We start from the raw sequence: 23,348 nt of genomic DNA, 5'->3' as shown, positions 1-23,348 counted from the left end.
ACCGGGCCCCTGCCGCGCGTCCGGCCCCGGCGGTCCGTGGCGGTCCGGACGCCTCAGGTCAGCGGCTCCGGCGTGCTGAGCCTGCCGCGTACCGCCGTCTGCACCTCGGCCTCCTCGGCGGGATCGGCGGCCAGGCTGCGCAGCCGCGCGAGGACCCGCACGTCCCCGGTGGTGGCGTACCGGGCGGCGAGCTCGCGGGTGGTCTCCTCGCAGTCCCACAGACACTCGATGGCGAAGCCCTGCGCGAACGACGGATCGGTGGCGGCCAACGCGCGGGCGGCGCAGCCGCGCAGGTGGGAGGAGGCGGTCTCGCGGTAGACGTGCCGCAGCACGGGGGCGGCGCAGCCGATGGACAGCCTGCCGACGCCCTCGATCAGCACGTCGAGCCCGTCCGCGTCGGCGCCGTGCGCGCGCACGGTGCGGCGCAGGGCGGACAGCACTCTCGCGGTGTCCTCGGGGCCGCCGAGCAGCGCGAGCATCCGGGCGGCGGCCCCGCCCAGCTCGTCGTCGCGGCCGGCCCAGGCCCGGGCACGTTCCAGCGCGGCGACGCTGCGCATCCGGGAGAACGACTCCAGCGCGGCGCGGGCGACCACCGGGGACGGATCGGCGCTCGCCGCCCCGATCAGCGCGAGGACGTCCGGATCCTGGCGGTCGGCGAGATGGCGCAGGGCGGCCGCGCGGGCCGCCTCGGGACCTCGGCGCGCGGCGTCCAGCAGCTCACCGCGGTGCTCGGGCCCGGCCACCGCGGCCAGGCAGCGCGCGGCGGGCGCGTCACGGTGTTGCGTCGGGTGGCCGTCGAGACCTTCCTGCGCCCATCGCAGGACGTCGCGGACGCTCCAGCCGGGCGTGGGACCGGCCGGGCGCATCTGCCGCTGCCAGCGGTCGAACGATCCGCGCTCCTGGGCGGCCCGCACCCGCTCGCCGTGCACCGGGTCCTCGGCCCACAGCCGCCAGGGGCGCGGTTCGTACGCCTCGCGGACGGCCCGGGCCAGCGCCGCGTCGCCCTCCGCGTCCCGCGGGAAGCGGTCGAGGACGGCGGGGGCCAGGGCGCGCAGGGTGGCGTCGTCGGCCCGCAGCGCCAGCTCGTCGAGCGCCCACTCCCAGTTGCCGCCGCGCGCCGCGTAGTCGCGCAGCAGTCGCAGTGCGTCACGGCGTCCGTACCCGGCGAGGTGGCCCAGGACGGACAGGGCGAGGCCGGTGCGCTGCTCGTCGGTGTCCAGGGGGTCGTCGGGGTGGAAGAGATGCTGTTCGATCCCGTCGAGCCCGCCCTCCAGTTCGGAGTACAGGCGGGCGTAGTACAAGGAGCGCGACTCGACCTGCCAGTCGCGGCGGGGGTCGCTCAGGACGCACCTCTCCAGGGCAGCGAGTGCCTCGCCGCGCTGTTCCGCGAGGGCGTGCAGGGTACCGTCCCCGCGCCCCCGCTGGAGGAGGCCGAGAAGGGTGCCACTGGGCGCTATGTCTGGGTCGAACATGAGGTCAGCATCCGGTGCGGAGGGTTACGGTGCAACGGGATTTCCGCTGCCGACTCCCGCATCCTTACCGCTGGACGCGGGCTGTATGCCTTGCGGTGTCGGCGTCGGCGGCGTGGGACCGCTTCCGCGACGCGGGTGCGCGAGCGCGCCGCAGCATACCGGCCGTAGCCGGCGGCGACCGCCTCGGCGGTGATCCACCGGCCACGCGGGGGCGCGCGGGCGGGCGGCGAAACGCCATGAAACGCCCGCGTCCCCATCCGCCGTCCCCGTCTACGTCCACCATCCCCGTCCCCGTCCCCCGTCCGCGTCGCCGCCGGACGTCGCTCTCCGTGCCCGGCGCGCGTCGACCCCGCGTCAACCTGGCGTCCTTCCTTTCCGGGCCTTTCCGGGTCGAGGATCGGCCCGCCGCCGGGCGGATATGCCAGGAGCACCACCGGATCGGGTATCGCGGAAACCCTTACGGTCCATCGCGCTGTGTGCAACAGTCGTCACTGGCCCGATTGCCGTCCGCGCCCCCGCAGGGCGCCGGAGCCCGAGCACCTTCCGGAGACAGTCATGCCGTCCCACCTGCATGAGGATCACGCCGCGCCCGCCCCGCGCCCCGGCGGAGTCGACTCCCTCATCTCCCAGGCCCGCCGGCTCCGCGGCCAGCTCGACGCCGTACGCCGTGACGCGCGGCCGGGACCGGCCGGGGAGGGCGACGACGCGCTGGGGCGCTGGCAGCGGGCGCTGTGCGATCTGGCGGCGCATCACCTGGACGATCTGGGCGACCACCTCGGCCAGTTGAAGGAAGGACTGCGGGACGACGAGGCGGCCGAGGGCGCGGCCTATCCGGCGCCCGAGGAGCAGCCGCGGCCCGCGCCCAGCGGGGTGCGCGCGCTGGGCCGGGCGGGCAGCGCGGAGTGGAACCTGCTCACCGACGAGGTGGAGTGGTCCGACGAGCTGTTCCGGATCTTCGGGCGGACCCGGCAGGACGGGCCGCTGACGCTGGACGAGCTGCCGTCCTGGCTGTTCACCGAGGACCAGGAGGCGATGACCGCGATGGTCACCGCCTGCCTGGTGGACGGCAGGCCGCTCGACGGTGAGTTCCGCATCGTGCGCCCGGACGGCTCGGTGCGCACGGTGCACATGGTGGGCGAACCGGTGCTGGGCGCGGACGGCGCCACCGCCTCGATGTGGGCGGTGCTGCGCGACGTCAGCGAACTGCGGCGCAGCCAGCGCACGGTGCGCGAGACCCGTGACTCGCTGCGCCGCGAGCGACAGGTGGCGCGCACCGAACACCGGCTCGCGGTGGAGTTGCAAGAGGCCGTGCTGCCGCCGTGGCGGGGCTCGGCGCTGCTGCCGTCCGGCGCCACCCCCGCCCTCGACCTCGCCGCCCACTACCTGCCGTGCGGCACCAGCGCGCTGATCGGCGGCGACTGGTACGACGCCATGCAACTCCCGGACGGCACGACGCTGTTGACGGTCGGCGACCTCACCGGCCACGGCGTCGCCGCCACCTCGGGGATGGCGATGATGCTGGGCGCGGTGCGCGGCATGGCGCTCGCCGGCCTGGAGCCCGGCCCGCTGCTGGCCCGGCTCAACCAGCTGATCGACCGCTCGGCGCAGCCGGCCCTGGGCAGCGCGCTGTGCTGCCGGTACGAGTCGGGCGAACGGCTGCTGACCTGGGCGCAGGCCGGGCACCCTGCGCCCCTGCTGTTCCGTGACGGTGCGGGTCGCGCCCTGGAGCCTCCGGAGGGAGTGCTGCTGGGCGCGACCCAACGGGCCGCGTACGGACAGCGGGTGGAGCGGCTGCGCGCCGGTGATCTGCTGGTGCTGCACACCGACGGCCTGGTGCCGCGCAGGGCCGGGGACGACGTCTGCGGGGCCGACCGGCTGCTGGCCCTGGCCCCGCGCTTCGCCGAGGCCCGCAGCGCGCAGGACTGCGTGCGCGCGATCGTCGAGGAGCTCGGCTCGCCGGAGCGCGACGACGACGCGTGCGTGCTCGTCGCCCGGGTGTCGTAGCGCCGGTCACACCTGCCGTGACGCGGCGTTCGGCGTCGCCCCCTCCTTCTTGGGCAGCGCCAGCCGGATCTCGTCGCGCAGGTCCTGGATGCCGTTGTACTCCGCGTACCGCCCGGTCAGCCGGTACATCTCGCGCAGCCGGTCCCAGGTGCGGTGCGACGACGTCTGGCCGATCGTCAGCAGCGCCAACCGCGCGTAGCGGTCCGCCTGTTCGGGGTCGTCGGCGATGAAGCAGGCCGACGCCATGGAGATGTAGTCGAAGATCTTCGACCGCTCATGGCCCGAGTTGCGCAGTTCCAGGGCGAGTTGGGCGTGCCGCTGCGCGGGGACGGCGGCGGCCGGGTCGTGCTCGGCGAGGGTGCGGTAGGCGAGCGCCTGCATGCCGTGCAGGTCGGCCTCGTCGAAGTTCTGCATCCAGCTGGGCGGCGGCACGTCGCGCTTGTCGGCGGTGAACAGCTCCTCCGCCTCGCCGAGGGTGCGGCGCATGGCCTGCCCCCGGCCCTTGGACGCCTGCGCCCACGCCTCGATGGTCTGGAGCATCGCCCGGGTGCGCGGCAGGGTCTCCTCGCCCGAGCCGGACTTGGCGAGCTTCATCAGGTCCAGCGCGTCGTCGGGGCGGCCCAGGTGGATCATCTGCCGGGCCGCACGGGACAGCGCCTCGCCCGCGCGGGGCCGGTCGCCGCCCTCCCTGGCCGCGTGGGCGGCGATGACGAAGTACTTCTGCGCGGTGGGTTCCAGGCCCACGTCGTGCGACATCCAGCCCGCCAGCACGGCCAGGTTGGCGGCCACGCCCCACAGCCTGCGTTGCAGGTGTACCGGGTGGCGGTACGCGAGCATGCCGCCGACCTCGTTCAACTGCCCGACGACCGCCTTGCGTTGCAGTCCGCCGCCGCGGGAGGCGTCCCAGGCGCGGAAGACCTCGACGGAGTGCTCCAGCGCCTCGATCTCGTCGGAGCCCACCGGAGCGGCCTCGTAGCGGTCGAATCCGGCGGCCGAGGCGTTCGCCGGGTGCAGGGGGTGGTCGAGGTCGGGGGCGTCGGCCGCCAGGGCCGGGTCGGAGTGCAGCCAGTCGTACATGGCAGAGCTGAGGGCGGAGCCGGCGGCGAGCGCGGCGCCCGCGCCCATCAGACCGCGTCGGTTGAGCATGAGGTCCATTCCCGTGAATTCGGTGAGGACCGCGGCGGTTCGCTCCGGTGGCCACGGCAGGCCGTCCTCGGCCTGCTTCCTGGCCGTACGCCGTCGCCGGCCGAACCCGAGGTCCTCGATGGTCACGACACGACCGAGACGCTCGGTGAACAGGGCCGCCAGCACTTTGGGCACGGGATCGCGCGGCGTCTCGCCGGTCTCGATCCAGCGGCGCACCCGTGAGGTGTCGGTCGACAGCTGCGGATGGCCCATGGCCGCCGCCTGCCGGTTGACCATCCTCGCCAGCTCGCCCTTGGACCAGCCGGTGAGGCCGAACAGGTCCGCGAGCCGGGTGTTGGCTTCCTTGGTCACGTCAAGCCCCCAGGTTCCTCGGCAGAGTTGACAGTAATGGCCTGATCCGGCCGTCGCGAGCATTCGCCAGGGTTCGCCAGGGTTCGCCAGATGGTCTGCCACCCGCGCGCTGGTGTCAGGTAGGAACGCGCCACCCCGGCCCGGCGGCGGTCGGCTCCCCGACCCCCGCCGGACAGGGCGCCCGGTACGCCGGGCGGCTCCGGCCGGCGGCCGCATTCCCCAGGGTGCGGTCACCGGCCGGTGCCGCCGGTCGTTCCGGTCGCGCCGTCCGGCCGGGAGTGCGCGGGGCGGCCCGCCGGGCCGCGCCGCGCACCAGCCACGCGCACGAGCCAGAAGCACCTCCGGCACACGAAGGGATCTGTCAGCAACCCATGTACTCAGCATCGTCCTCCGTGTCCGCACCTCCCCGGCCGTCCGCGCACCGCGGCACCGGCCTGATCGCCCCCCCCCGGGGCCTGCCCGCAGAACCGTTCCTGGACGCGGGGCGCGCCGCCGGGGCGAGTCGGCCCCTGCCGCCCGCCGCGGCCGCCGGACGCCCCGTGCCACGACCGCGCGCCACCCCGTCGGGCGCCGGGCACCCGCTCAGCGGCAGGCTCGACGTGACCGGCCCGCAGGGCGCGCAGTTGCGCACCGCGATCGCGGCCGTGCAACGGATCTGTCCGGAGTTCAGCCCCGCGCAGGTGCTGCGGCGCAGCGGCCGCTCGGTCCTGCTGGTGGGCGCGGCGGGCCGCGCTCCCGCCGTCGCCAAGTGCCTGCTGGACCACTCCCCGGTGTGGGCGGAGAACCTGCGGCACGAAATAGCGGCCTACCGGGCCTTCGTACGGCACCGCCCGCCGACCCGGGTGCCGCGGCTGGTGGCGGCCGACCCGGAGAGCTGCACCCTGGTGCTGGAACGGCTGCCGGGACGGGTCGCGGCGGTCCCCCGGCACCCGGTGGCGGCGCCGCCCCGGGCGGACATCAAGGCGGCGCTCGGCGCCCTGTGCAGGATCAACAGGTGGCAGCCGCCCCCCGGTGTCTTCGGCCGGCCGCTGCGGTACGCGGAGCAGATCTCCCGCTTCCACCAGCTGGGCCTGTTCACCGACCGGGACCGGGACGACCTGCGCAAGCTGCTGCGCGGCCTGGGCGGCGAGATCGTCGGCCACTGCGAGCTGCAGTTCTGCCACGGCGACGCGCTGCTCTCCAACGTGCTGCTGTCACCGACCGGTCCGGCGCTGGTGGACTGGGAGACCGCGGGCTGGTACCTGCCGGGGTACGACCTCGCCGTGCTGTGGTCGGTGCTGGGCGCGGACCCGCTGGCGCGGCGGCAGATCAGTCAGCTGGCGCAGAAGGACGGCCCGGCCGCGCGTGACGCCTTCCTGGTGAATCTGATGATCGTATTGACACGGGAGATCCGGCGGTACGAGACGGCGCTCCAGCGCTCCCTCCAGGGCACGGGACCCGTCACCACGGCCGCGATCGAGGCGGGCGAGGAACAGCGGCTGCTGCTGCGCAGGCTGCACGACGACTGCGGCATGGCACGCCGCGCCGTGCGCGCCGCGGTGGGGACCCGCTGAGCGCGGGGCGGACGCTGACGTGCGGAAACGCCGACATCCCAGGTATTTGACGCAACGTCAGGCAATCAGTACCTCTGTGGTCGCGCACGTCCCGCCCCACCCAGCACACCCACGGAGGCCGCTGTGCGACCGATCTGCGCGTCCCCCGCGCCCCGTCCGCCACGCCGCCCTCACCTGCGTCCGCGCCTGCCGCTGATCGCCGCGGTCACCGCCGCCGCGACCGCGCTGCCGCTGCTGGCGACCGTGCCGCAGGCGGCCGCCTCCGCTTCACCCGCCGCCTCCGCATCACCCACCGAGGCCGGCGCCCCGTCCGGCGCCGGGCCCGGTTCCGCCGTGCTCCAGGGCGCGTTCGCCTCGGCGGCCGCCCGATACCACGTGCCGCTGTCCGTCCTGCTCGGGGTGGCGTACCTGGAGTCGCGCTGGGACACCCACGACGGCCACCCGAGCGTCACCGGCGGCTACGGCCCCCTGCACCTCACCGACGCGGCCACCGCGCTGGACGGCCGCGCCGCGCCGACCCCGGAGGCCGTCGAGTCCGGCGAGCCGCGCGCGTTGCCCGCGTCCCTGGTGCCGGACGCGATGCCGGCCGTACTGGAGACCGCGACCCGTGCCGCCGCCCTGACCGGGCTGAGCACCCGGCGGCTGCGCACCGACCCCGCGGCCAACGCGGCGGGCGGCGGCGCCCTGCTGGCCGCGGCGCAGCGGGCGCTGGGCCGTCCGCTCACCGCCGACCCGGCCGGCTGGTTCGGGGCGGTCGCCCGCTACAGCGGTGCCGACGACACCGCGAGCGCGACCGACTTCGCCGCCGACGTCTTCGAGACGATCCGCACCGGCCGGTCCCGCACCACCGACAGCGGCCAGCGCGTCACGCTGCCCGCGGACCCCTCCGTGCGCCCCGACGCCGCGCAGGCCCGGGCGCTGGGCCTGCGCACCGCCGACACCCGGCACACCGAGTGCCCGCCGACGGTGGCCTGCGAGTGGGTGCCCGCGCCGTACACCCACTACGGGCCGGAGCCGTCGGACTACGGCAACCACGACCTGGCCGACCGGCCCGCCGACTCACCGGTCGACTACATCGTCATCCACGACACCGAGGGCGACTGGGCGGTGACCCTCAAGACCGTCCGCGACCCGAAGTACCTGGGCTGGCACTACACCGTGCGCGCGGCGGACGGCCACGTCGCGCAGCACATGGCGACGAAGGACGTCGGCTGGCACGCGGGCAACTGGTACGTCAACTCCACGTCCCTGGGCGTGGAGCACGAGGGCTTCCTCGCCGATCCGGACTCCTGGTACACCGAGGCGATGTACCGTGCGTCGGCCCGGCTGGTGCGCTACCTGGCGGCGCGCTACCACGTGCCGCTGGACCGGCAGCACATCCTCGGCCACGACAACGTGCCCGCGATGACGCCCGCGACGGTGGCGGCGATGCACACCGACCCCGGGCCGTACTGGGACTGGGCGCACTACTTCGAGCTGCTGGGAGCGCCCTTCACGGCCGCGCCCGGCCGGAACGGCGGCCTGGTCACCATCGATCCGCCCTACTCGGGCAACCGCCCGGCGTACACCGGCTGCGTCACCCGGGGCGCGCCCTGCGTCGCGCACGGTTCGGACGCGGTGCGCCTGTACACGGCGCCGAGCGAGCGGGCCGCGCTGGTCGCCGACCCGGGGCTGCATCCGGACGCCGCGACCACGACAGGGGTCAACGACACCGGCGCGCGGGCCTCGACGGGCCAGCGGTTCGTGGTCGCCGGGCGGCGGGGCGACTGGACGGCGATCTGGTACCTGGGGCACAAGGCGTGGTTCCAGGACCCGGCGTCGGCGCCGACCGCCCTCAACGCCCGCGGCCTGGTGGTCACCCCACGCGCCGGACTCGCGGCGATCCCGGTCTACGGCCGTGCCTACCCGGAGGCGTCCGCGTACCCGAAGGGCGTGCCGGTGCAGCCGCTCACCCCGCTCCCGTACAGCCTTCCCGTCGGGCAGGCGTACGCGGTCGGCGGGCGCGTCCGCGGGGAGTTCTTCTCCTCGCGCACCTTCGACCGGGCCGGGCAGCGCTGGGTGAAGGGCTCGCAGGCGTACTACGAGATCCAGTTCGGCCACCGCGTCGCCTTCGTCGAGGCGGACGACGTGGTGGCCGGGCCGTCGGACGCGCGACGCTGACGCGCGACGGCTCGGCCCTGCCGGAACGTCCCGGGCTCAGCCCTGCTGGAACATCTCCGCCGGGAGCGGCTTGAGCAGCTGGTACAGGTCGTCGGTGATCGGCCGGTCCCAGGTGGCGATGGTGACCTGGACGCCGTCGTCACGGTCGAACTGGGCGCAGGCCACGCGGCCCTCGCTGACCTTGATGCGGCGGACGATCAGCAGGCTGTCGCCGTGCATGACCGGGATGTCCTCGCGCTCCACCTCGTGCACCGGCTCGTCGTTGCCGAGGGCCAGCAGCAGTTGCGCCACCTCGAACGGCACCTCGCCCTCGCCCGGTTCGCGGGCCGGTGAGCCCTCGGGGAGGTTGCCGATCAGCATCGCGGGGCCACGGCCGCCGAACAGGTCGTAGCGCAGGAAGATGCCCTGGCAGCTGCCGTCGGGACCGGGGATCAGCCCGGCGCCCAGGTTCCCCGGCCAGTCGCCCGGATCCATGGCCAGGACGTCGAAGTCCGGACCGGTCGGCGTGGCTGCGCTGCGGCGGCGGAGGAAGGACATGCGCATATCGTACGGGCCCCCGACCCCCCGTGCGGCCCCGGTCCGAACGGTCACGGCGACGCCGCGGGCGGCCCTGTCCGAGGCGAGGGGAAGGAGTCGTGCGGCGATGATGGGGTGCGACGTGAGCCCGCCCCCGCGAGCCGCCCGAACTCCGCCCCCGCACCGGCCCGTTGCCGCCACCGGCCTTCCGCTGCCGACCCACCCAGGAGCCGCCCCATGAGCCGCCGCCCCCGCGCCCGCCGCACGGCCGTTCCGCGTGACCTCACGGCCCTCGTGACCGAGCAGGACCGTCTCCCGCCGCACTACACCTCGGCGTTCGCCGTGCCGGTCGCGGCGGAGGACTCGCGCTCGCCCGAGCAGTGGGCCCGGGCGGTCTTCGAGGAGGCTCCGGCGGCGGTGCGGTGGTCGATGGTGACCGGCTGGCGCCTGACGCTGCGCCTGCGGCTGGGCTCGGCGGGCTCCCCCGACCACGTACTGGGCTGGCACGTCGCCGGCCCCGGACCGCGGACGATCACCCTGACCGCCCCCTCACCGCTGATCACCGCGCGCAACGTCGTGGTGGTGGACGCGACGCGGGTCACCTGGGTGACCCTGGTCCGCCACGACCACCCGCTCGCCCGATGGGTCTGGGCCACAGCGGCACCGGTCCACCACCTCTTGATCCCCTACCTCCTCGGCAGGGCGGCGAACGGGCGGCGAACCACCTGACACGGGTTCCGTCCGGCGGCTCGCCGTCCTCGTGGGACGGCGAGCCGCCGGAGGGGTGGGCCGGGTCAGGTGAGGTCGAACTCGCCGTCGCGGGCGCCGAGGACGAAGGCGCGCCACTCGGCGGGGGTGAAGATCAGCGCGGGGCCGTCCGGCTGGCGGCCGTCACGCATCGCGATGTAGCCCTCCACGAAGGCGATCTGTACGTCGCCGGTCCCCTGGCTGCTGGACAGCCACTCCGCTCCCGTCAGATCGAGCTGCGGTTTCTTCCCGTTGGCCACGGGCTGTCCGATGGTGCTTTCGGCCACGTCCGCTCTCCTCCCGGCGTTGTCGTCCGGTGCCCAGCCTAGCGAGCCCGGACCAGCCTCGACAGCCCGTCCGCGCAGAGCACCCGGCGCCCCGCCCGCTCCGGCCCCACCAGCCACGTCACGCGGGCCGAAGGGACAACCCGTAAGCGTGACCCCACGCGCCGGGCGTCACCGGTCGCCGCGCGGCGGCCTCACGTCAACTGGGCGCGTGGGGCGACGACTTCCGACGAGCCGCGCACGTAGGCGACGTAGTACGCGTAGAACGGCGGCAACTCGCCCAGCAGGCGGTCGCGGTGGCAGCACGTCTCCGGGTGGGAGGGCCCGAGCCTGCGTTCCGCGTCGGCCAGCGCGCGGATCACCGGCGGCGCCCCGGCGGGCGGGGTGGAGCGGCCGCCGCCCCGTTCCCGCGCGCGGGGGCCCGCCGTCATCTCCCGCGCCCACACCGGCAACCGGGACGCCCCGGCCCGCGCCAGGGCCAGCCGTCCGGCCACCGCCGCCGCGTCGCGCGGGCGGTCGTCGGGGGACTTGGCCAGCAGGTCGAGGATCAGCCGGTCGAGCGCGTCGGGCAGGTCGGGACGCAGCAGGCGCGGCGGCGCGGGGTCGGTGTCACGGTGCCGCACGATGACGGCCCACGCGTCGTCGAAGTCGAACGGCGGCCTGCCGGTGGCCAGTTCGTACAGGACGCAGCCGAAGGAGTACAGGTCGCCGCGGTGGTCCACCTCGGTGCCCGCGATCTGCTCCGGCGACATGTAGTGCGGGGTGCCCATGGCCACGCCGGTGCCGGTGAGCTGGGAGGTGAAGCCGATGTCGCGGCCGAGCCGGGCGATGCCGAAGTCGCAGATCTTCACGGTGCCGTCGGCGGCCCGCACGATGTTGGCGGGCTTCAGGTCGCGGTGCACGACACCTTGCGCGTGGGTGTAGGCGAGGGCCGCCGCCACCTGCTCGGCGACGTCCAGGAGTCCGGGCAACGGGAGCGGGGCGCGTCGGCCGTCGCGCAGCACCTGGGCGAGGTTGCGGCCGTCGAGCAGTTCCATGACGAGGTAGAGCAGTCCGTCGTCGGCGCCGAAGTCGTGCACCACGGTGATGCCCCGGTGTTGCAGGCTCGCCGCGACCCTGGCCTCGCGCCGGAACCGCTCGCGCATCACCTGCGCCCGTCGCGCGTCACCGCCGGTGCCCGACCGCAGGCACTTGACCGCCACCCTGCGCCCCAGCTCCTCGTCGCGGCCGCGCCACACCTCGCCCATGCCGCCCCGGCCGATCCGCTCGATCAGCAGGTAGCGCTCCCGGATCAGCCGGTGCTCCCCCATCGCGAACCGTCGCTCCCGTCCGGTCGGTCCCCCGCCCGCGCCTTCCAGTATGACCCGGACGCCCGTCCGGCCGGCACGGCGCGTCAGGGCGCGGGCCGCGTCACCGTACGCCCCTGGCGCAGCCGGTACGCGGAGGGGTGGGTGCCGGGGCCCAGCCGTCCGACGGCCTTGACGATGCGGGCGGGCGGCAGTTGCCAGCGCACCGCGGCGGGGATCGCGCGCAGTCCGGCGCCGGTGACCCGCAGCGCCCGGTCCACCGTCGCCTCGGCGGGGGCGGGGCGGCCGTACAGCTCGTGGGCGAACGGCGGCAGGCTGTCGTAGGCGAGCCCGGCGGCCCGGCGCCACAGGACGTCGCGGGCCGGGGCGAGGAGGGTGCGGACCGGCGGTGACTGGATGAAGGCGAACACCTCGAACGCCTCACGGGTCGCGGCCAGTTCGGCGCGAACCTTGTCGAAGTAGGCGGCCAGCTGACCGGTGTCGCCGGGCACGTCGGCCGGGTCGAGACCCACCAGGCGGGCCGCCTGCCGCTGTTCCGCCACGTAGGCGTCGGCCAGGGCGGGCGTGAGCGGGAAGCCGGAGCGCCGGGCGACGCCGAGGTAGGAGTCGATCTCCGCGCAGTGCACCCACAGCAGCAGTTCCGGCGCGTCCACCGCGAAACGCGCGCCGGTGTCCGGATCGGTACCGGTCAGCCTGCGGTGGACGCCCCGGATGCGGGCGGCGGCGCGCTCGGCCTGGAGCGTCGTGCCGTAGGTGATGACGCCCACGTAGTCGGCGGTGCGCATCAGCCGTCCCCAGGGGTCGGCGCGGAAGTCGGAGTTCTGCAGGACGCCGCGGACCGCGCGCGGGTGGAGCGCCTGGAGGTACAGGGCGCGCACCCCGGCCACCCACATCATGGGGTCGCCGTGCAGTTGCCACGTCACCGAGTCCGGTCCGAACAGGCCGGGGTCCGCGTCACGCATGGGGCCTCCCTCAAAGCGCCGCGCTCCCCACGGTAGCCGCGCGCCGGTGGCCTGCCGAGGCCGCTGCGGGACATCCCGCGCCGGGTGCCGGACGGGACGCTCGCCGCGATCCCGCGTCACCCTGGGTGCCCGGGCGGTCGCGCAGGGGTGCCGACCTGCGCGGACTCGCCGTTGGCGGGGCCGACCCGGGTCCGGGGCCCTAGGCTGGAGGGGAGCCGGGGATGGCCGCTCTTCACAGCCGCGTGGAGGATCACATGAAGATGTTGATCAATGTGCCGGAGACCGTGGTCGCCGATGGACTGCGCGGACTGGCCGCCGCCCATCCCGATCTGAACGTGGACGTCGACAACCGGATCGTGGTGCGGCGCGACGCGCCCGTGGCGGGCAAGGTCGGCCTGGTCTCGGGCGGCGGCAGCGGCCACGAGCCGCTGCACGGCGGCTTCGTCGGGCCCGGCATGCTGGACGCGGCCTGTCCCGGCGAGGTGTTCACCTCCCCTGTGCCCGACCAGATGGCGCGCGCGGCGGCGGCCGTGGACAGCGGCGCGGGCGTGCTGTTCATCATCAAGAACTACACAGGCGACGTGCTCAACTTCGAGATGGCCGCCGAACTCGCCGGTGACGAGGGCGTGCAGGTCACCACCGTGCTCGTCAACGACGACGTCGCGGTCACCGACAGCCTCTACACCGCGGGCCGCCGCGGCACCGGCGGCACGTTGTTCGTGGAGAAGCTGGCCGGCGCCGCCGCCGAGGAGGGCGCGCCGCTGGACCGGGTGGCCGCGATCGCCCGTCAGGTCAACGAGAACTCCCGCAGCTTCGGCGTCGCGCTGAGCGCCTGCACCACCCCGGCCAAGGGCACGCCCACCTTCGACCTGCCGCCGGGAGAGCTGGAGCTGGGCATCGGCATCCACGGCGAACCGGGCCGCGAGCGGCGCGCCATGATGACCTCCCGCGAGATCGCCGACGCGGCGGTCGACGCGGTCGTGGAGGACCTGCGCCCGGACGGCCCGGTGCTGGCGTTGGTCAACGGCATGGGCGGCACCCCGCTGCTGGAGCTGTACGGCTTCAACGCGGAGGTGCACCGGGCGCTCGGTGAGCGGAGGGTGCCGGTGGTACGCACCCTGGTCGGCAACTACGTCACCTCGCTGGACATGGCGGGCTGTTCGCTCACCCTGTGCCGGGTGGACGACGAGTTGCTGCGCCTGTGGGACGCGCCGGTGCGCACCCCGGGCCTGCGCTGGGGCTGTTGACCCGTCCGCGCCGACGGCCGCCCCCCTGTGGCCGGGTGGCCGCATTCACCGCAATTCGCCGCAATCCGTCGTACGAGGAGGAACGCGACCCCCATGAACGCATCCGCACCCGCGTCCGGCGCCACCGATCCGGTGGTCGACGCCGCGTACGCCCGCCGCTGGCTCGCCCTCGCCACCGCGGCCGTCGAACGTGAGGCGGACCGGCTCACCGAGCTGGACTCCGCGATCGGTGACGCCGACCACGGCACCAACCTGCGGCGCGGCTTCACCGCCGCGTCGGCCGCCGTGGAGAAGGACCCGCCCGGCACGCCCGGTGGAGTGCTGGCGCTGGTCGGCCGCCAGTTGATCGGTTCGGTCGGCGGCGCGTCGGGGCCGTTGTACGGGACGCTGCTGCGCGGTGCGGGCAAGCACCTGGGCGACGCGGAGACGGCGTCGCCGGAGGAGTTGTGCGGCGCGCTGCGTGCCGGTCTGGAGGGTGTCGCGCGGCTGGGCGGCGCGGCGGCGGGTGACAAGACGATGCTGGACGCGCTCTTCCCGGCCGTCGACGCCATGGCCTTCTCCCTGGACTCCGGTGCCGGGCTGGTGGCGGCGCTGGGGGCGGCCAGGATCGCGGCCGACGAAGGGGCGGCGGCCACGGTGCCGATGCTCGCGCGCAAGGGCCGCGCCAGCTACCTGGGCGAACGCAGCGTCGGTCACCAGGATCCGGGGGCGACCTCGTCGGCGCTGCTGGTGACCGCGCTGGCGGAGGCGGCCGAAGGCGGTACGGCGTGAGCCCGCGCGAGGGCGACGACGGGGACGGCACGCCCGGCGGGGTCGGGGTGGTGCTGGTCTCGCACAGCGCCCCGGTCGCCGAGTCGGTGGCCGCGCTGGCGGTGCAGCTCGCGGGCGGCACCGCGTCGGTGGCGATCCGCGCGGCGGGCGGCACCGCGGACGGCCGGGTCGGCACCAGCTCCGAGCTGATCACGCAGGCCGCGCGGGCGGTCGACGCGGGGGCCGGTGTCGTGCTCCTGGCCGACCTCGGCAGCGCGGTGCTGACCGTCAAGGCGCTGCTGGAGGACGACGAACTGCCCGGCGGGGCACGGCTGGTGGACGCCCCGTTCGTGGAGGGCGCGGTGGCCGCCGTGGTCACCGCCTCGACCGGGGCGGACGTGGAGGCGGTGGCCTCGGCGGCGTCGGACGCGTACGCGTACCGGAAGACGTGAGCGCGTCCGCCGGAGGACGGGAGCGCGTCCACCGGAAGACGTGAGCGCGTCGCGGCTCAGCGGCTCAACTCGCGGTCCAGCCGCCGTCCATCGTGAGGGAGGCGCCGGTGACGAACGAGGAGTGCGGTGCGCACAGGTAGGCGACCAGCTCGGCGACCTCCTCCGGTTCCACGAGCCGTTTGACCGCGGCCTCGGCGAGCATCACCTCGGACACCACACGGTCCGGGGCGATGCCGTGCGCCTCGGCCTGGTCGGCGATCTGCCGCTCCACCAGCGGGGTGCGCACGTAGGCGGGGTTGACGCAGTTGGAGGTCACGCCGTGCTCCGCGCCCTCCAGGGCGATGACCTTGGAGAGCCCTTCGAGGCCGTGCTTGGCGGCGACGTAGGCCGACTTGTACGGGGAGGCGATCAGCCCGTGCACGGAGGAGACGTTCACCACCCGGCCCCAGCCGCGCTCGTACATCCCCGGCAGCGCCCCGCGCACCAGGCGGAACGGCGCCTCCAGCATGAGCCGCAGGATCAGGGAGAACTTCTCGGGCGGGAACTGCTCGATGGGGCGCACGAATTGGACGCCGGCGTTGTTCACCAGGACGTCGGCGCCGGCGCCGACGCGTTCCGCCGCGTCCAGGTCGGTGAGGTCCACGGTGACCGGCAGCAGCGTCCCGGTCAGGTCCGCGGCCTCGTCGGCGAGCGTGGCCAGGCCGTCCGCGTCGCGGTCGGCCGCCCGCACCTCGGCACCGGCGGCGGCGAGCCGCAGCGCGCAGGCCCGGCCGATGCCGGAGGCGGCGCCGGTGACCACGGCGGTGCGCCCGCCGAGGTCGAGGGCGACGGAGTGCGGTGGGTACGGGGTGCGCCGATCAGGGGTCATGACGGCAGCGTAGGACGCTCGTGGGCGGGACGGGAGCCGGGTGAGGCGATCACTCGGGCAGCGTGGGCTCCTCGAACCACGTCGGTCCGTCGGCGAGCGCCAGCTTGATGCGCGCGACGCCCCGCGCGCTCAGTGCCGGCAGCTCGTCCAGCGCGAACCAGCCGACCTCGGTGGACTCGTCGTCGTTCACCCGCGCCTCGCCGCCGACCGCGCGGCAGCGGAAGGTGGTCGACATGAACTGCACCTGGTCGCCGTGCGGATAGGTGATGGGCGGCTCGGCGTAGACCGCCACCACCCGCTCGACCACCGCCCGCACGGCGGTCTCCTCGTAGATCTCGCGGACCATGGCCTGCGCGGGCTGCTCACCCGGTTCCGGGATGCCGCCGACGATGGTCCACCGGCCGTCGTCGGAGCGGCGCACCAGCAGCACCCGCTGCTCGTCGTCGAGGACGACCGCGTTGACGCCGGGCAGACACAGCAGGCGCCGGCCCACCGTCTCCCGCAGGTCGCGCAGAAATTCGGGAATCGCCACACGCCGACCCTACGCCCCGCCGCCCGGCGCCCCGCCGGAGCGGTGGTCGCGGCGGCTCACGCGTCGCCCGGGAGCGGATCGCGGCGCACACGTCGCCGGACGGTGCCTCACACGTCGCCGAGGGCCCGTCGCGCGCCCCGCGGGCCCGCCGTGCGCAGCCGGTCGCGGATCGCCCGCACCGCGCCCTCCGGATCGTCCACGGTCACCGTGAACAGCCGTCCGCTGCCCAGGTCCACGACGATCCCGGGGCCGCGCCTGACGATGACGGCGGTGCCCATCTCGGGGCGCCACCGGTAGCCCCAGCCACCCCAGTTGCGCGGGCTGATCCAGGGCGCGAGCCGCGCGGAGTCCACCTGGTCCAGCGGGATGCGGCGGCGCGGCACCCCGATGTGGCCGCAGCGCACCTCGACGCAGTCGCCGTCGACGCGTACCCGCACATGGGTGAAGGCCAGGGTGCCGAAGAGCACCAGGACGCCCGCCGCCAGGCACCCGACGACCGACATCACCAGAGCGGTGAGCCCGGAGGCCCAGGACGAGTCGACGGCCAGCTCGACGCCGAGCGCCAGGCATCCGGCCCCGGCGACGGCCAGCAGCCACTGCGCGCGGTTGCTGGCGCGTCCGGTCCACACCTCGGCCGCGGACACAGGTGATGTCGCGCCCCCCGCGCCGCGGGAGCCGCCGGTGGAGTCCTCCATGCCTGGGAGCGTACTCGCGGGGCCGCCCGGCGGCACTCAGTGTGCGGCGACCGGGTGGACCCAGCGTGGCCGTCCGCCGGTGGGCTCAGCGCGCGTCGGCCGGGTGCGCCGCGACGGACGCGTGCGGGCCCGCCAGCGCGCGGCCCTGCGGATAGGCCAGGGCGGCGGCGGGCAGCTCGCCGGGCTCGCCGCCGAGCAGGACGGTCAGCCCGCCGGTCGGCTCCGCGTCGGGCCGGGCCACGGCGCCGGTGCGGCGCAGGACCTGGGCGGCGACCGCGACGGCCGAGCCGTGCAGCGCTACCGCCGGGCCGCCGGGCCGCTGGACGGCGGCGCGGATGCGGTCGGCGATCAGCTCGTAGTGGGTGCAGCCCAGGACGACGGTGCGCACGTCGGCGGGGGTGTGCTCGGCGGCGGCGGTCACGGCCGCGTCGATCGCCGCGTCGTCGGCGCGCTCCAGGCCGTCGGCGAGGCCGGGGCAGGCGACCTCGGTGACCTCGACGCCGTTCGCGAACTCGGCGATCAGGCGCCGCTGGTAGGGGCTGCCGGTGGTGGCCGGGGTGGCCCAGATCGCCACCGGGCCGCCCGCGGTGGCGGCGGGCTTGATGGCGGGCACCGTGCCGATCACCGGGATGGACGGCTCCAGACGGGCGCGCAGCGCTTCCAGGGCGTGCACCGAGGCGGTGTTGCAGGCGACCACCAGCGCGTCCGGGCGGTGCGCGGCGGCGGCCTCGGCGCAGGCGAGCGCGCGGGCGGTGAGGTCCTGCGGGGTGCGCGGGCCCCACGGCATGCCGGCGGGGTCGCTGGACAGCACGAGATCGGCGTCAGGGAGCTGGGCCCGCAGTACGGCGGCGGCGGCCAGCAGGCCGATGCCGGAGTCCATGAGCGCGATCTTCACCTTGCGTGCCCTTCCGGTGCTGCGCCGGTGCGTCCGCGTCCGCCTCGTCCGGCGGCGCGCACGTACCGGGATGGTTCGGTTACGTACGGGCGTGTCGTGGACCGCCCGCGCAACTTTACCGTGATCGTTTCCTGTCGGCTTCACCGTGATCGTTTCCCGTCCCCGTGGACGCGTTCGCGGTGGGGCGCGGTTCCGGTGGACGTGGTGTGGGGCAGACTGCGCCGGTGAGCGCTTTGACCGTGATCGCTGTCGTGTCGCTGCTCGGCTGGGTGTGGCTGCTGCTGGCGCAGGGGATGTTCTGGCGCACCGACGTGCGGCTGCCGCCGCGCGCGGTACCCCCCGCGTGGCCGTCCGTGGCCGTGGTGGTGCCCGCCCGGGACGAGGCCGAGGTGCTGCCGGTCAGCCTGCCGTCACTGCTGGCGCAGGAGTACCCGGGACGGGCCGAGGTGTTCCTGGTGGACGACGGCAGCTCGGACGGCACCGGTGAGCTGGCCCGGGCACTGTCCGCCGAACGCGGCGGGCTCCCGTTGACGGTGACCTCGCCGGGCGAACCGCCGGCGGGCTGGACGGGGAAGCTGTGGGCGGTGCGGCACGGTGTGGCCGCCGCGACGGCCGCGTACGCGCCGGAGTACCTGCTGCTCACCGATGCCGACATCGCCCACGAGCCGGATTCCCTGCGGGAGTTGGTGGCCGCCGCGCACGGCAGCGGGACGGACGTGGTCTCCCAGATGGCGCGGCTACGGGTGGCGACGGCGTGGGAGCGGCTCATCGTGCCCGCGTTCGTCTACTTCTTCGCGCAGCTGTACCCGTTCCGCTGGATCGCCCGGCCGCGCGGGCGGACCGCCGCGGCGGCCGGGGGCTGCGTGCTGATCCGGCGTGCCGCCGCCGAGCGGGCCGGGCTGCCGGACTCGATCCGGCAGGCGGTCATCGACGACGTCGCGCTGGCCCGGGCCGTCAAGCGGTCCGGCGGCACGGTGTGGCTGGGGCTGGCGGAGCGGGTGGACAGCGTGCGGCCGTATCCCCGGCTGTCCCAGCTGTGGCGGATGGTCTCGCGCAGCGCGTACGCCCAGTTGCGGCACAACCCGCTGCTGCTGGCCGGGACGCTGCTCGGGCTGGCGCTGGTCTACGTGGTGCCGCCGGTCGCGGCGGTCGGGGGCGCGGTCGCCGGGCGCTGGACGCTGTGCGCCGTGGGGGCGGTGGCGTGGGCGGTGATGACCGGCACGTATCTGCCGATGCTGCGCTACTACCGTCAGCCGCTGTGGCTCGCGCCGCTGCTGCCGTTCACCGCGTCGCTGTACGCGGCGATGACGGCGGACTCGGCCGTGCAGCACTACCGGGGTCGCGGCGCGGCGTGGAAGGGCCGCACCTACGCCAAGCCGGAGCGGGAGCGGGAGCCGGAAGGCCCGGTCACGACCGAACGCCCCTGAGAACGCGGCGGGTTCGCGCTCACTTGCGGCCCGGGGTCCAGCGCATGCCCCAGCCGTAGGCCTGGTCGACGGTGCGCTGGGGGCTGACGCCGCGGGCCGGGACGAGGTAGCGCGCCTCGCGCCGCACGACGAGTTCACCGCCCTCGTTGGTGATCAGGGCGAGCGCGCAGACGGTGGACGGGACGGTGCACTCGTCGAGGAAGAACTCCACGGGCGCGCCGTTCTGCGGCGTCAGGGTGGTCGTGGCGTGCAGCCCGGCGAAGCTGCGGGCGCCCTCGTAGACCGTGACGAAGATCAGGATGCGGCGGAACGCGGCGCTGTGGTCGAGGTTGACGGTGAGGTTCTCGCCGCTCGTGCCGCCGGTGCGGTCGTCGCCGTCGAGGTGGATGTACGGCGGGCGGTCCAGTGTGCCGAAGGCGTTGCCGAGCGCCTGCACGACGCCCCTGGTGCCGTCGCGCAGTTCGAACAGCGCGCACAGGTCGAGGTCGACGTCGGAACCGCCCGCGCCGGGCTTGCGCAGCCATCCCCTGGCCGGGGCGGCCTGCCAGCTGAGGTTCACCCTCATCACCCCGGAGATCCCGCCCTGTTTCGTCAGCGAGACGGAAGGAGCGTCCTTCGTCAGGGTGACTTTCGACAGCCTGACGGGGGCGGCTCGCGGCGCGGGCCGGACCGGGGCGGCGGGAGCCGGGGCGGGCGGCGCCGGGGCGGCGGCCGGAGCCGTCGGACGCACGGCGTCCGGCGCGACGCCGAACTGCTCGCCCAGGCCCGCGAGCCCGTTCGCGTAGCCCTGCCCGACCGCGCGGAACTTCCACTGGCCGTTCCTGCGGTACAACTCCCCCAGCACGAGGGCGGTCTCCACCGTCGCGTCGACGCTGTCGTAACGGGCGATCTCGGTGCCACCCGCCGCGTCCGTCAACCTGACGTACAGCCCCGGCACCCCCGCGAAGGACCCGCCGTCGGAGGTGGCCGCCAGCACGATCCGCTCGACGCCGGGCTCCACGCCGCCGAGGTCCACCGCGAGCACGTCGACCACCGACCCGCCCTCGGTCCTGTCGCCCTCGTGGCGCACCGCGCCCGAGGCGTGCACCGGGCGGTGGCGCTGGACCACGTCGCCGTCGTGGCGCACCCGGCCGTCGGACAACAGCAGCGCCGTGGCCTGCGCCTCCGGCACCCCGGGACCGGCCGCCCGGCCGACCTCGACCCGTACGCCCGACGCCGTGACCGGCGTGTTGGCGCCTTTGTTCATCGAGTTCGTCGCGTTCATCGACGTCGCTTCCCCCTCGTACCCGGTGCCCACCGCGTGCCGTACGCCCAACCTAGGCCCCACGCGTCCCGGGACGGAACACGGCCGCGCCCGTCGCTCACGCCGACCCGCGCCGCCACGGCACCCGACGACCCGTCAGACCGAGGGTAACCCCCTTCCGACACGGGCTTTTTCCCATGATCGAACACAGTGGAGGCTCAGCCTTTACACGATCGAAACGCCTCGGGGCGACCGATTTTCGCGGATTCGCATCGATTGGGGATCGCACTCCACACCGGACGCCACAAACAACCCGCTTATCGGGCTCCCCTAACAGCACATCGTGGGCTTAACTTATGCAGCATGACCACCCCCCGCGGCACCTACGGCGGCGGCTACTACGCCTCGTCGGCCTTCCCGGACACCCCCATCTACGACAGCCTGGTCGCGGAGCGGGGCACCCCTCAGATCGCTCCGATCCGGGTTCCTTCGCCGTACGACACCGGCAGCTCGCTCCCCGCGCTGCCGGCGCTCCCGGCGCTCCCCTCGGGTCCCTCCCACCACACGCCGCAGCAGGGCACGTACACCGGCCAGTTGCCGGCCGCGTACCCGGCCGCGGCCTACCCGGCGCAGCCCGCGCCCGCCGCGTACATCCCGCAGCAGGCGAGCGCTCCCCGTGGCTACCCCAACGGCTACCCGGCTCCGGGCCAGGCGCCGTACCAGGGCGGCGCGACGGGCTACGAGGCGGCGCGGCCGGTGCCGCCCCGCCCGGTGCCGCCGCGCCAGCCGGTCCCGCCGCGCCAGCAGGCTCCCGGCGGCTACCAGGGCTACGGCGACGACCAGTACCGCCGCCCGTACCAGGGGCAGGGCTACTGAGCCGAGAGCGGGGCACACGCCCCGGTGAGCCGCGGGTATCACCGTGCGTGACGGCCGCTGAGCGGTGCCGCACTGGCACCATGGCCGCATGACGACACCGCGGCTGAGCGCACTGCACATCTATCCGGTCAAGTCGGTCCAGGGACCGGCGCCCGGCGAGGCGGCCGTGGAGCCGTGGGGGCTCGCCGGGGACCGCAGATGGCTGGTGGTCGACAAGGACGGCCGGGCGATCACCCAACGCGAACAGCCACGGCTGGCGTTGGCGCGCGCCCGGCCGGTCCGCGGTGGCGGCGCGGCGCCCGGCGGGATCACGCTCGGCGCGGAGGGGATGGAGGAGCTGACGGTCGCCGTCCCGGGGGCGGGCGACGCGGAGCCGGTACGGATCTTCGGCGATCCGGTGGACGTGGTCGCGGCCGGTGCCGAGGCGGGCGCGTGGTTCTCCGAATTCCTCGGTGTCCGGGCGCGGTTGACGTATCTGGACGACCCGGCACGGCGGCGTCCGATCGAGCCGGAGTACTCACTGCCCGGCGAGACGGTGAACCTGGCCGACAGCCATCCGCTGCTGCTGGCCGCGTCCTCCTCCCTCGCCGCCCTCAACTCCCTTGTCGCGGACGGCGACCGGCCGCACGAGGGACCGCTGCCCATGGACCGCTTCCGGCCGAACATCGTCGTCGACGGGACCGGGGCGTGGGCGGAGGACGACTGGCGCGTGGTGCGGATCGGGGAGGTGGTCTTCCGGGTCGCGAAGCCCTGCGCCCGCTGCGTGATCACCACCACCGACCAGGCCACGGCGACGCGTGGCCGGGAGCCGCTGCGCACCCTCGCCAGGCACCGCAGGATCGGCGACGGGCTGATGTTCGGGGTCAAACTCATACCGCGGTCGACCGGAACACTACGCGTGGGTGACACGTTCTCCGTTCTTGAATGACCGAGCGAACTTGAATGACCGAGTGACTTGAGCGACCGAACGACCGAGCGGCCCTGTCGGCGTCCGGTGCCACCGTCGGGGTGACGCGTGCCGGACTCCGTCCGATTCCGGCCCGTTCTCGTGCATGCCTCGTGCCGTGCGCGGTACTTGGACCGGGTGAAGGGGTGTGGTGCGATGCGAGCGGTACCAGGACTGTGGCGGTGGCGGAGCAATCCGCTGCGACGCCGGGGCGATGTCGTCGAAGCGTGGGCGGGACTGGCCACCTTGGCCGTGGTCGCCGTGGGAGCGCCGACCGCCGGTCTCGTGGCGGGCGGCACGATCGGCTCCGAACTGCGCCACCAGGTCGCCGTCGAGCACGCCGACCGGCACCAGGTCCGGGCCACCGTGCTGAGCAGCACCCGCCGCACGCCGCCCGCCGCCGACACCGACCCGGCCACCGGGCAGTCGGTGTCGCGGATCGCCGTCGTGCGCTGGACCATGCCGGACGGCTCCGCGCACGACGCCACCGTGCGGCTGGTCGGCGGCCGCCCGCCCGGTGCGGCGATCACTCTGTGGGCCGACGACGCGGGGCGTCTGACCGACCGCCCGATGGACACCATGACGGCCGTCACCAACGCGGTGGCCGCCGGACTGGCCGCCGCCGCGGCGGTCACGGCGCTGGCGTTCGCGGTGCGCCGGGTGATCGGCTGGCGGATGATGCGGTCCCGGCTGGCCGAGTGGGAACGCGAGTGGGCCCGGGTGAGCCAGGACTGGGGCCGTGCGGGAGCCGAAGGCTGAGAAGGGCGAGGACCGGGCGGTTCGCGGCGCCGGGCGTGGACGGGCCGTGTCCACGACGCGGTCACGTCCGCCCGAACTCCCCCATCTGTACGGGTTCCTGAGGTCGCCCGTGCGGCTCCGCCCGTCACGCACGCTACCGTGGTCCCCCGGTCCGCA

Annotated in this window: 22 protein-coding genes; 11 read left to right on the top strand and 11 right to left on the bottom strand. The window is 75.0% G+C overall.

Features of this window, described 5'->3' with window-relative positions:
* Positions 1 to 53 precede the first annotated feature (53 nt).
* Positions 54 to 1,472 (bottom strand): HEAT repeat domain-containing protein, encoded by a 1,419-nt coding sequence (locus tag K7472_RS12470; RefSeq protein WP_222977147.1) that lies wholly within the window; start codon positions 1,470 to 1,472, stop codon positions 54 to 56.
* Positions 1,473 to 2,027: 555 nt separating this feature from the next.
* Between K7472_RS12470 and K7472_RS12465 the strand changes: the two genes are divergently transcribed.
* Positions 2,028 to 3,476 carry a PP2C family protein-serine/threonine phosphatase gene (locus tag K7472_RS12465; protein ID WP_222977146.1) on the top strand — a complete coding sequence of 483 codons (1,449 nt, stop codon included), beginning with the start codon at positions 2,028 to 2,030 and terminating at the stop codon, positions 3,474 to 3,476.
* A gap of 6 nt (positions 3,477 to 3,482) precedes the next feature.
* On the opposite strand, the gene K7472_RS12460 is transcribed toward K7472_RS12465, so the two are convergent.
* Entirely contained in the window at positions 3,483 to 4,973 is a 1,491-nt protein-coding gene (locus K7472_RS12460; RefSeq protein ID WP_222977145.1) for a DNA-binding protein NsdB, read from the bottom strand.
* A gap of 371 nt (positions 4,974 to 5,344) precedes the next feature.
* Between K7472_RS12460 and K7472_RS12455 the strand changes: the two genes are divergently transcribed.
* A complete protein-coding gene (locus tag K7472_RS12455; RefSeq protein WP_222977143.1) occupies positions 5,345 to 6,526 on the top strand; it encodes an aminoglycoside phosphotransferase family protein in 1,182 nt (393 codons plus the stop codon).
* A 123-nt stretch (positions 6,527 to 6,649) separates the two neighbouring features.
* The gene (locus K7472_RS12450; protein ID WP_372457953.1) at positions 6,650 to 8,686 is read left to right on the top strand and encodes an N-acetylmuramoyl-L-alanine amidase; all 2,037 of its coding nucleotides are present in this window, start codon (positions 6,650 to 6,652) and stop codon (positions 8,684 to 8,686) included.
* A 36-nt stretch (positions 8,687 to 8,722) separates the two neighbouring features.
* Here the strand turns inward: K7472_RS12450 and K7472_RS12445 are convergent, their stop codons facing one another.
* The gene (locus K7472_RS12445; RefSeq protein WP_222977141.1) at positions 8,723 to 9,223 is read right to left on the bottom strand and encodes a hypothetical protein; all 501 of its coding nucleotides are present in this window, start codon (positions 9,221 to 9,223) and stop codon (positions 8,723 to 8,725) included.
* 216 nt (positions 9,224 to 9,439) lie between these two features.
* Between K7472_RS12445 and K7472_RS12440 the strand changes: the two genes are divergently transcribed.
* Positions 9,440 to 9,931, top strand: a complete 492-nt coding sequence (locus tag K7472_RS12440; protein ID WP_252395473.1) for a DUF2867 domain-containing protein — start codon at positions 9,440 to 9,442, stop codon at positions 9,929 to 9,931.
* Positions 9,932 to 9,996: 65 nt separating this feature from the next.
* Here the strand turns inward: K7472_RS12440 and K7472_RS12435 are convergent, their stop codons facing one another.
* The 3 genes from K7472_RS12435 to K7472_RS12425 all read right to left on the bottom strand — a co-directional run bounded on the left by K7472_RS12435 (position 9,997) and on the right by K7472_RS12425 (position 12,502).
* Positions 9,997 to 10,236, bottom strand: coding sequence for a DUF397 domain-containing protein (locus tag K7472_RS12435; protein ID WP_109453830.1), 240 nt, complete (start codon positions 10,234 to 10,236; stop codon positions 9,997 to 9,999).
* A gap of 191 nt (positions 10,237 to 10,427) precedes the next feature.
* Positions 10,428 to 11,543 carry a serine/threonine-protein kinase gene (locus K7472_RS12430; RefSeq protein ID WP_222977139.1) on the bottom strand — a complete coding sequence of 372 codons (1,116 nt, stop codon included), beginning with the start codon at positions 11,541 to 11,543 and terminating at the stop codon, positions 10,428 to 10,430.
* Between the two features lie 83 nt (positions 11,544 to 11,626).
* The gene (locus tag K7472_RS12425; protein ID WP_222977137.1) at positions 11,627 to 12,502 is read right to left on the bottom strand and encodes an oxygenase MpaB family protein; all 876 of its coding nucleotides are present in this window, start codon (positions 12,500 to 12,502) and stop codon (positions 11,627 to 11,629) included.
* Positions 12,503 to 12,756: 254 nt separating this feature from the next.
* Between K7472_RS12425 and dhaK the strand changes: the two genes are divergently transcribed.
* The 3 genes from dhaK (at position 12,757) to K7472_RS12410 (ending at position 14,951) form a co-directional block, all read left to right on the top strand.
* A complete protein-coding gene (gene dhaK, locus K7472_RS12420; protein ID WP_222977135.1) occupies positions 12,757 to 13,749 on the top strand; it encodes a dihydroxyacetone kinase subunit DhaK in 993 nt (330 codons plus the stop codon).
* 93 nt (positions 13,750 to 13,842) lie between these two features.
* On the top strand, positions 13,843 to 14,520 hold the full coding sequence (dhaL, locus tag K7472_RS12415) for a dihydroxyacetone kinase subunit DhaL (protein WP_222977134.1): 678 nt from the start codon (positions 13,843 to 13,845) through the stop codon (positions 14,518 to 14,520).
* Positions 14,517 to 14,951 (top strand): PTS-dependent dihydroxyacetone kinase phosphotransferase subunit DhaM, encoded by a 435-nt coding sequence (locus K7472_RS12410; protein ID WP_222977132.1) that lies wholly within the window; start codon positions 14,517 to 14,519, stop codon positions 14,949 to 14,951. The genes dhaL and K7472_RS12410 overlap by 4 nt, the downstream gene beginning before the upstream one ends.
* A gap of 64 nt (positions 14,952 to 15,015) precedes the next feature.
* Here the strand turns inward: K7472_RS12410 and K7472_RS12405 are convergent, their stop codons facing one another.
* From K7472_RS12405 to K7472_RS12390, 4 genes are all read right to left on the bottom strand, one after another.
* Entirely contained in the window at positions 15,016 to 15,819 is an 804-nt protein-coding gene (locus K7472_RS12405; RefSeq protein WP_222977130.1) for a 3-hydroxybutyrate dehydrogenase, read from the bottom strand.
* Between the two features lie 49 nt (positions 15,820 to 15,868).
* Positions 15,869 to 16,351, bottom strand: coding sequence for an NUDIX hydrolase (locus tag K7472_RS12400; RefSeq protein WP_222977129.1), 483 nt, complete (start codon positions 16,349 to 16,351; stop codon positions 15,869 to 15,871).
* Between the two features lie 107 nt (positions 16,352 to 16,458).
* The gene (locus K7472_RS12395) at positions 16,459 to 17,046 is read right to left on the bottom strand and encodes a hypothetical protein (RefSeq protein WP_222977128.1); all 588 of its coding nucleotides are present in this window, start codon (positions 17,044 to 17,046) and stop codon (positions 16,459 to 16,461) included.
* A gap of 85 nt (positions 17,047 to 17,131) precedes the next feature.
* Positions 17,132 to 17,941 (bottom strand): glutamate racemase, encoded by an 810-nt coding sequence (locus K7472_RS12390; RefSeq protein WP_222977127.1) that lies wholly within the window; start codon positions 17,939 to 17,941, stop codon positions 17,132 to 17,134.
* 224 nt (positions 17,942 to 18,165) lie between these two features.
* Between K7472_RS12390 and K7472_RS12385 the strand changes: the two genes are divergently transcribed.
* Positions 18,166 to 19,368 (top strand): glycosyltransferase, encoded by a 1,203-nt coding sequence (locus K7472_RS12385; protein ID WP_222977126.1) that lies wholly within the window; start codon positions 18,166 to 18,168, stop codon positions 19,366 to 19,368.
* 19 nt (positions 19,369 to 19,387) lie between these two features.
* Here the strand turns inward: K7472_RS12385 and K7472_RS12380 are convergent, their stop codons facing one another.
* Positions 19,388 to 20,632: a TerD family protein gene (locus K7472_RS12380; protein ID WP_222977125.1), complete on the bottom strand. Its 1,245-nt coding sequence runs from the start codon at positions 20,630 to 20,632 to the stop codon at positions 19,388 to 19,390.
* A gap of 342 nt (positions 20,633 to 20,974) precedes the next feature.
* Here K7472_RS12380 and K7472_RS12375 point away from each other — a divergent pair, with 342 nt between their 5' ends.
* From K7472_RS12375 to K7472_RS12365, 3 genes are all read left to right on the top strand, one after another.
* Entirely contained in the window at positions 20,975 to 21,487 is a 513-nt protein-coding gene (locus tag K7472_RS12375; protein WP_222977123.1) for a DUF6643 family protein, read from the top strand.
* Positions 21,488 to 21,575: 88 nt separating this feature from the next.
* Positions 21,576 to 22,415, top strand: a complete 840-nt coding sequence (locus K7472_RS12370; protein WP_222977121.1) for an MOSC domain-containing protein — start codon at positions 21,576 to 21,578, stop codon at positions 22,413 to 22,415.
* 174 nt (positions 22,416 to 22,589) lie between these two features.
* Positions 22,590 to 23,192 carry an Rv1733c family protein gene (locus tag K7472_RS12365; RefSeq protein WP_222977119.1) on the top strand — a complete coding sequence of 201 codons (603 nt, stop codon included), beginning with the start codon at positions 22,590 to 22,592 and terminating at the stop codon, positions 23,190 to 23,192.
* Positions 23,193 to 23,348: the final 156 nt, after the last annotated feature.

It is taken from the genome of Streptantibioticus parmotrematis (assembly GCF_019890615.1).
GTDB lineage: Bacteria > Actinomycetota > Actinomycetes > Streptomycetales > Streptomycetaceae > Streptantibioticus_D > Streptantibioticus_D parmotrematis.
The sequence above is the reverse complement of the archived record's forward strand: the minus strand, read 5'-3'. Positions and strand labels throughout refer to the sequence as shown.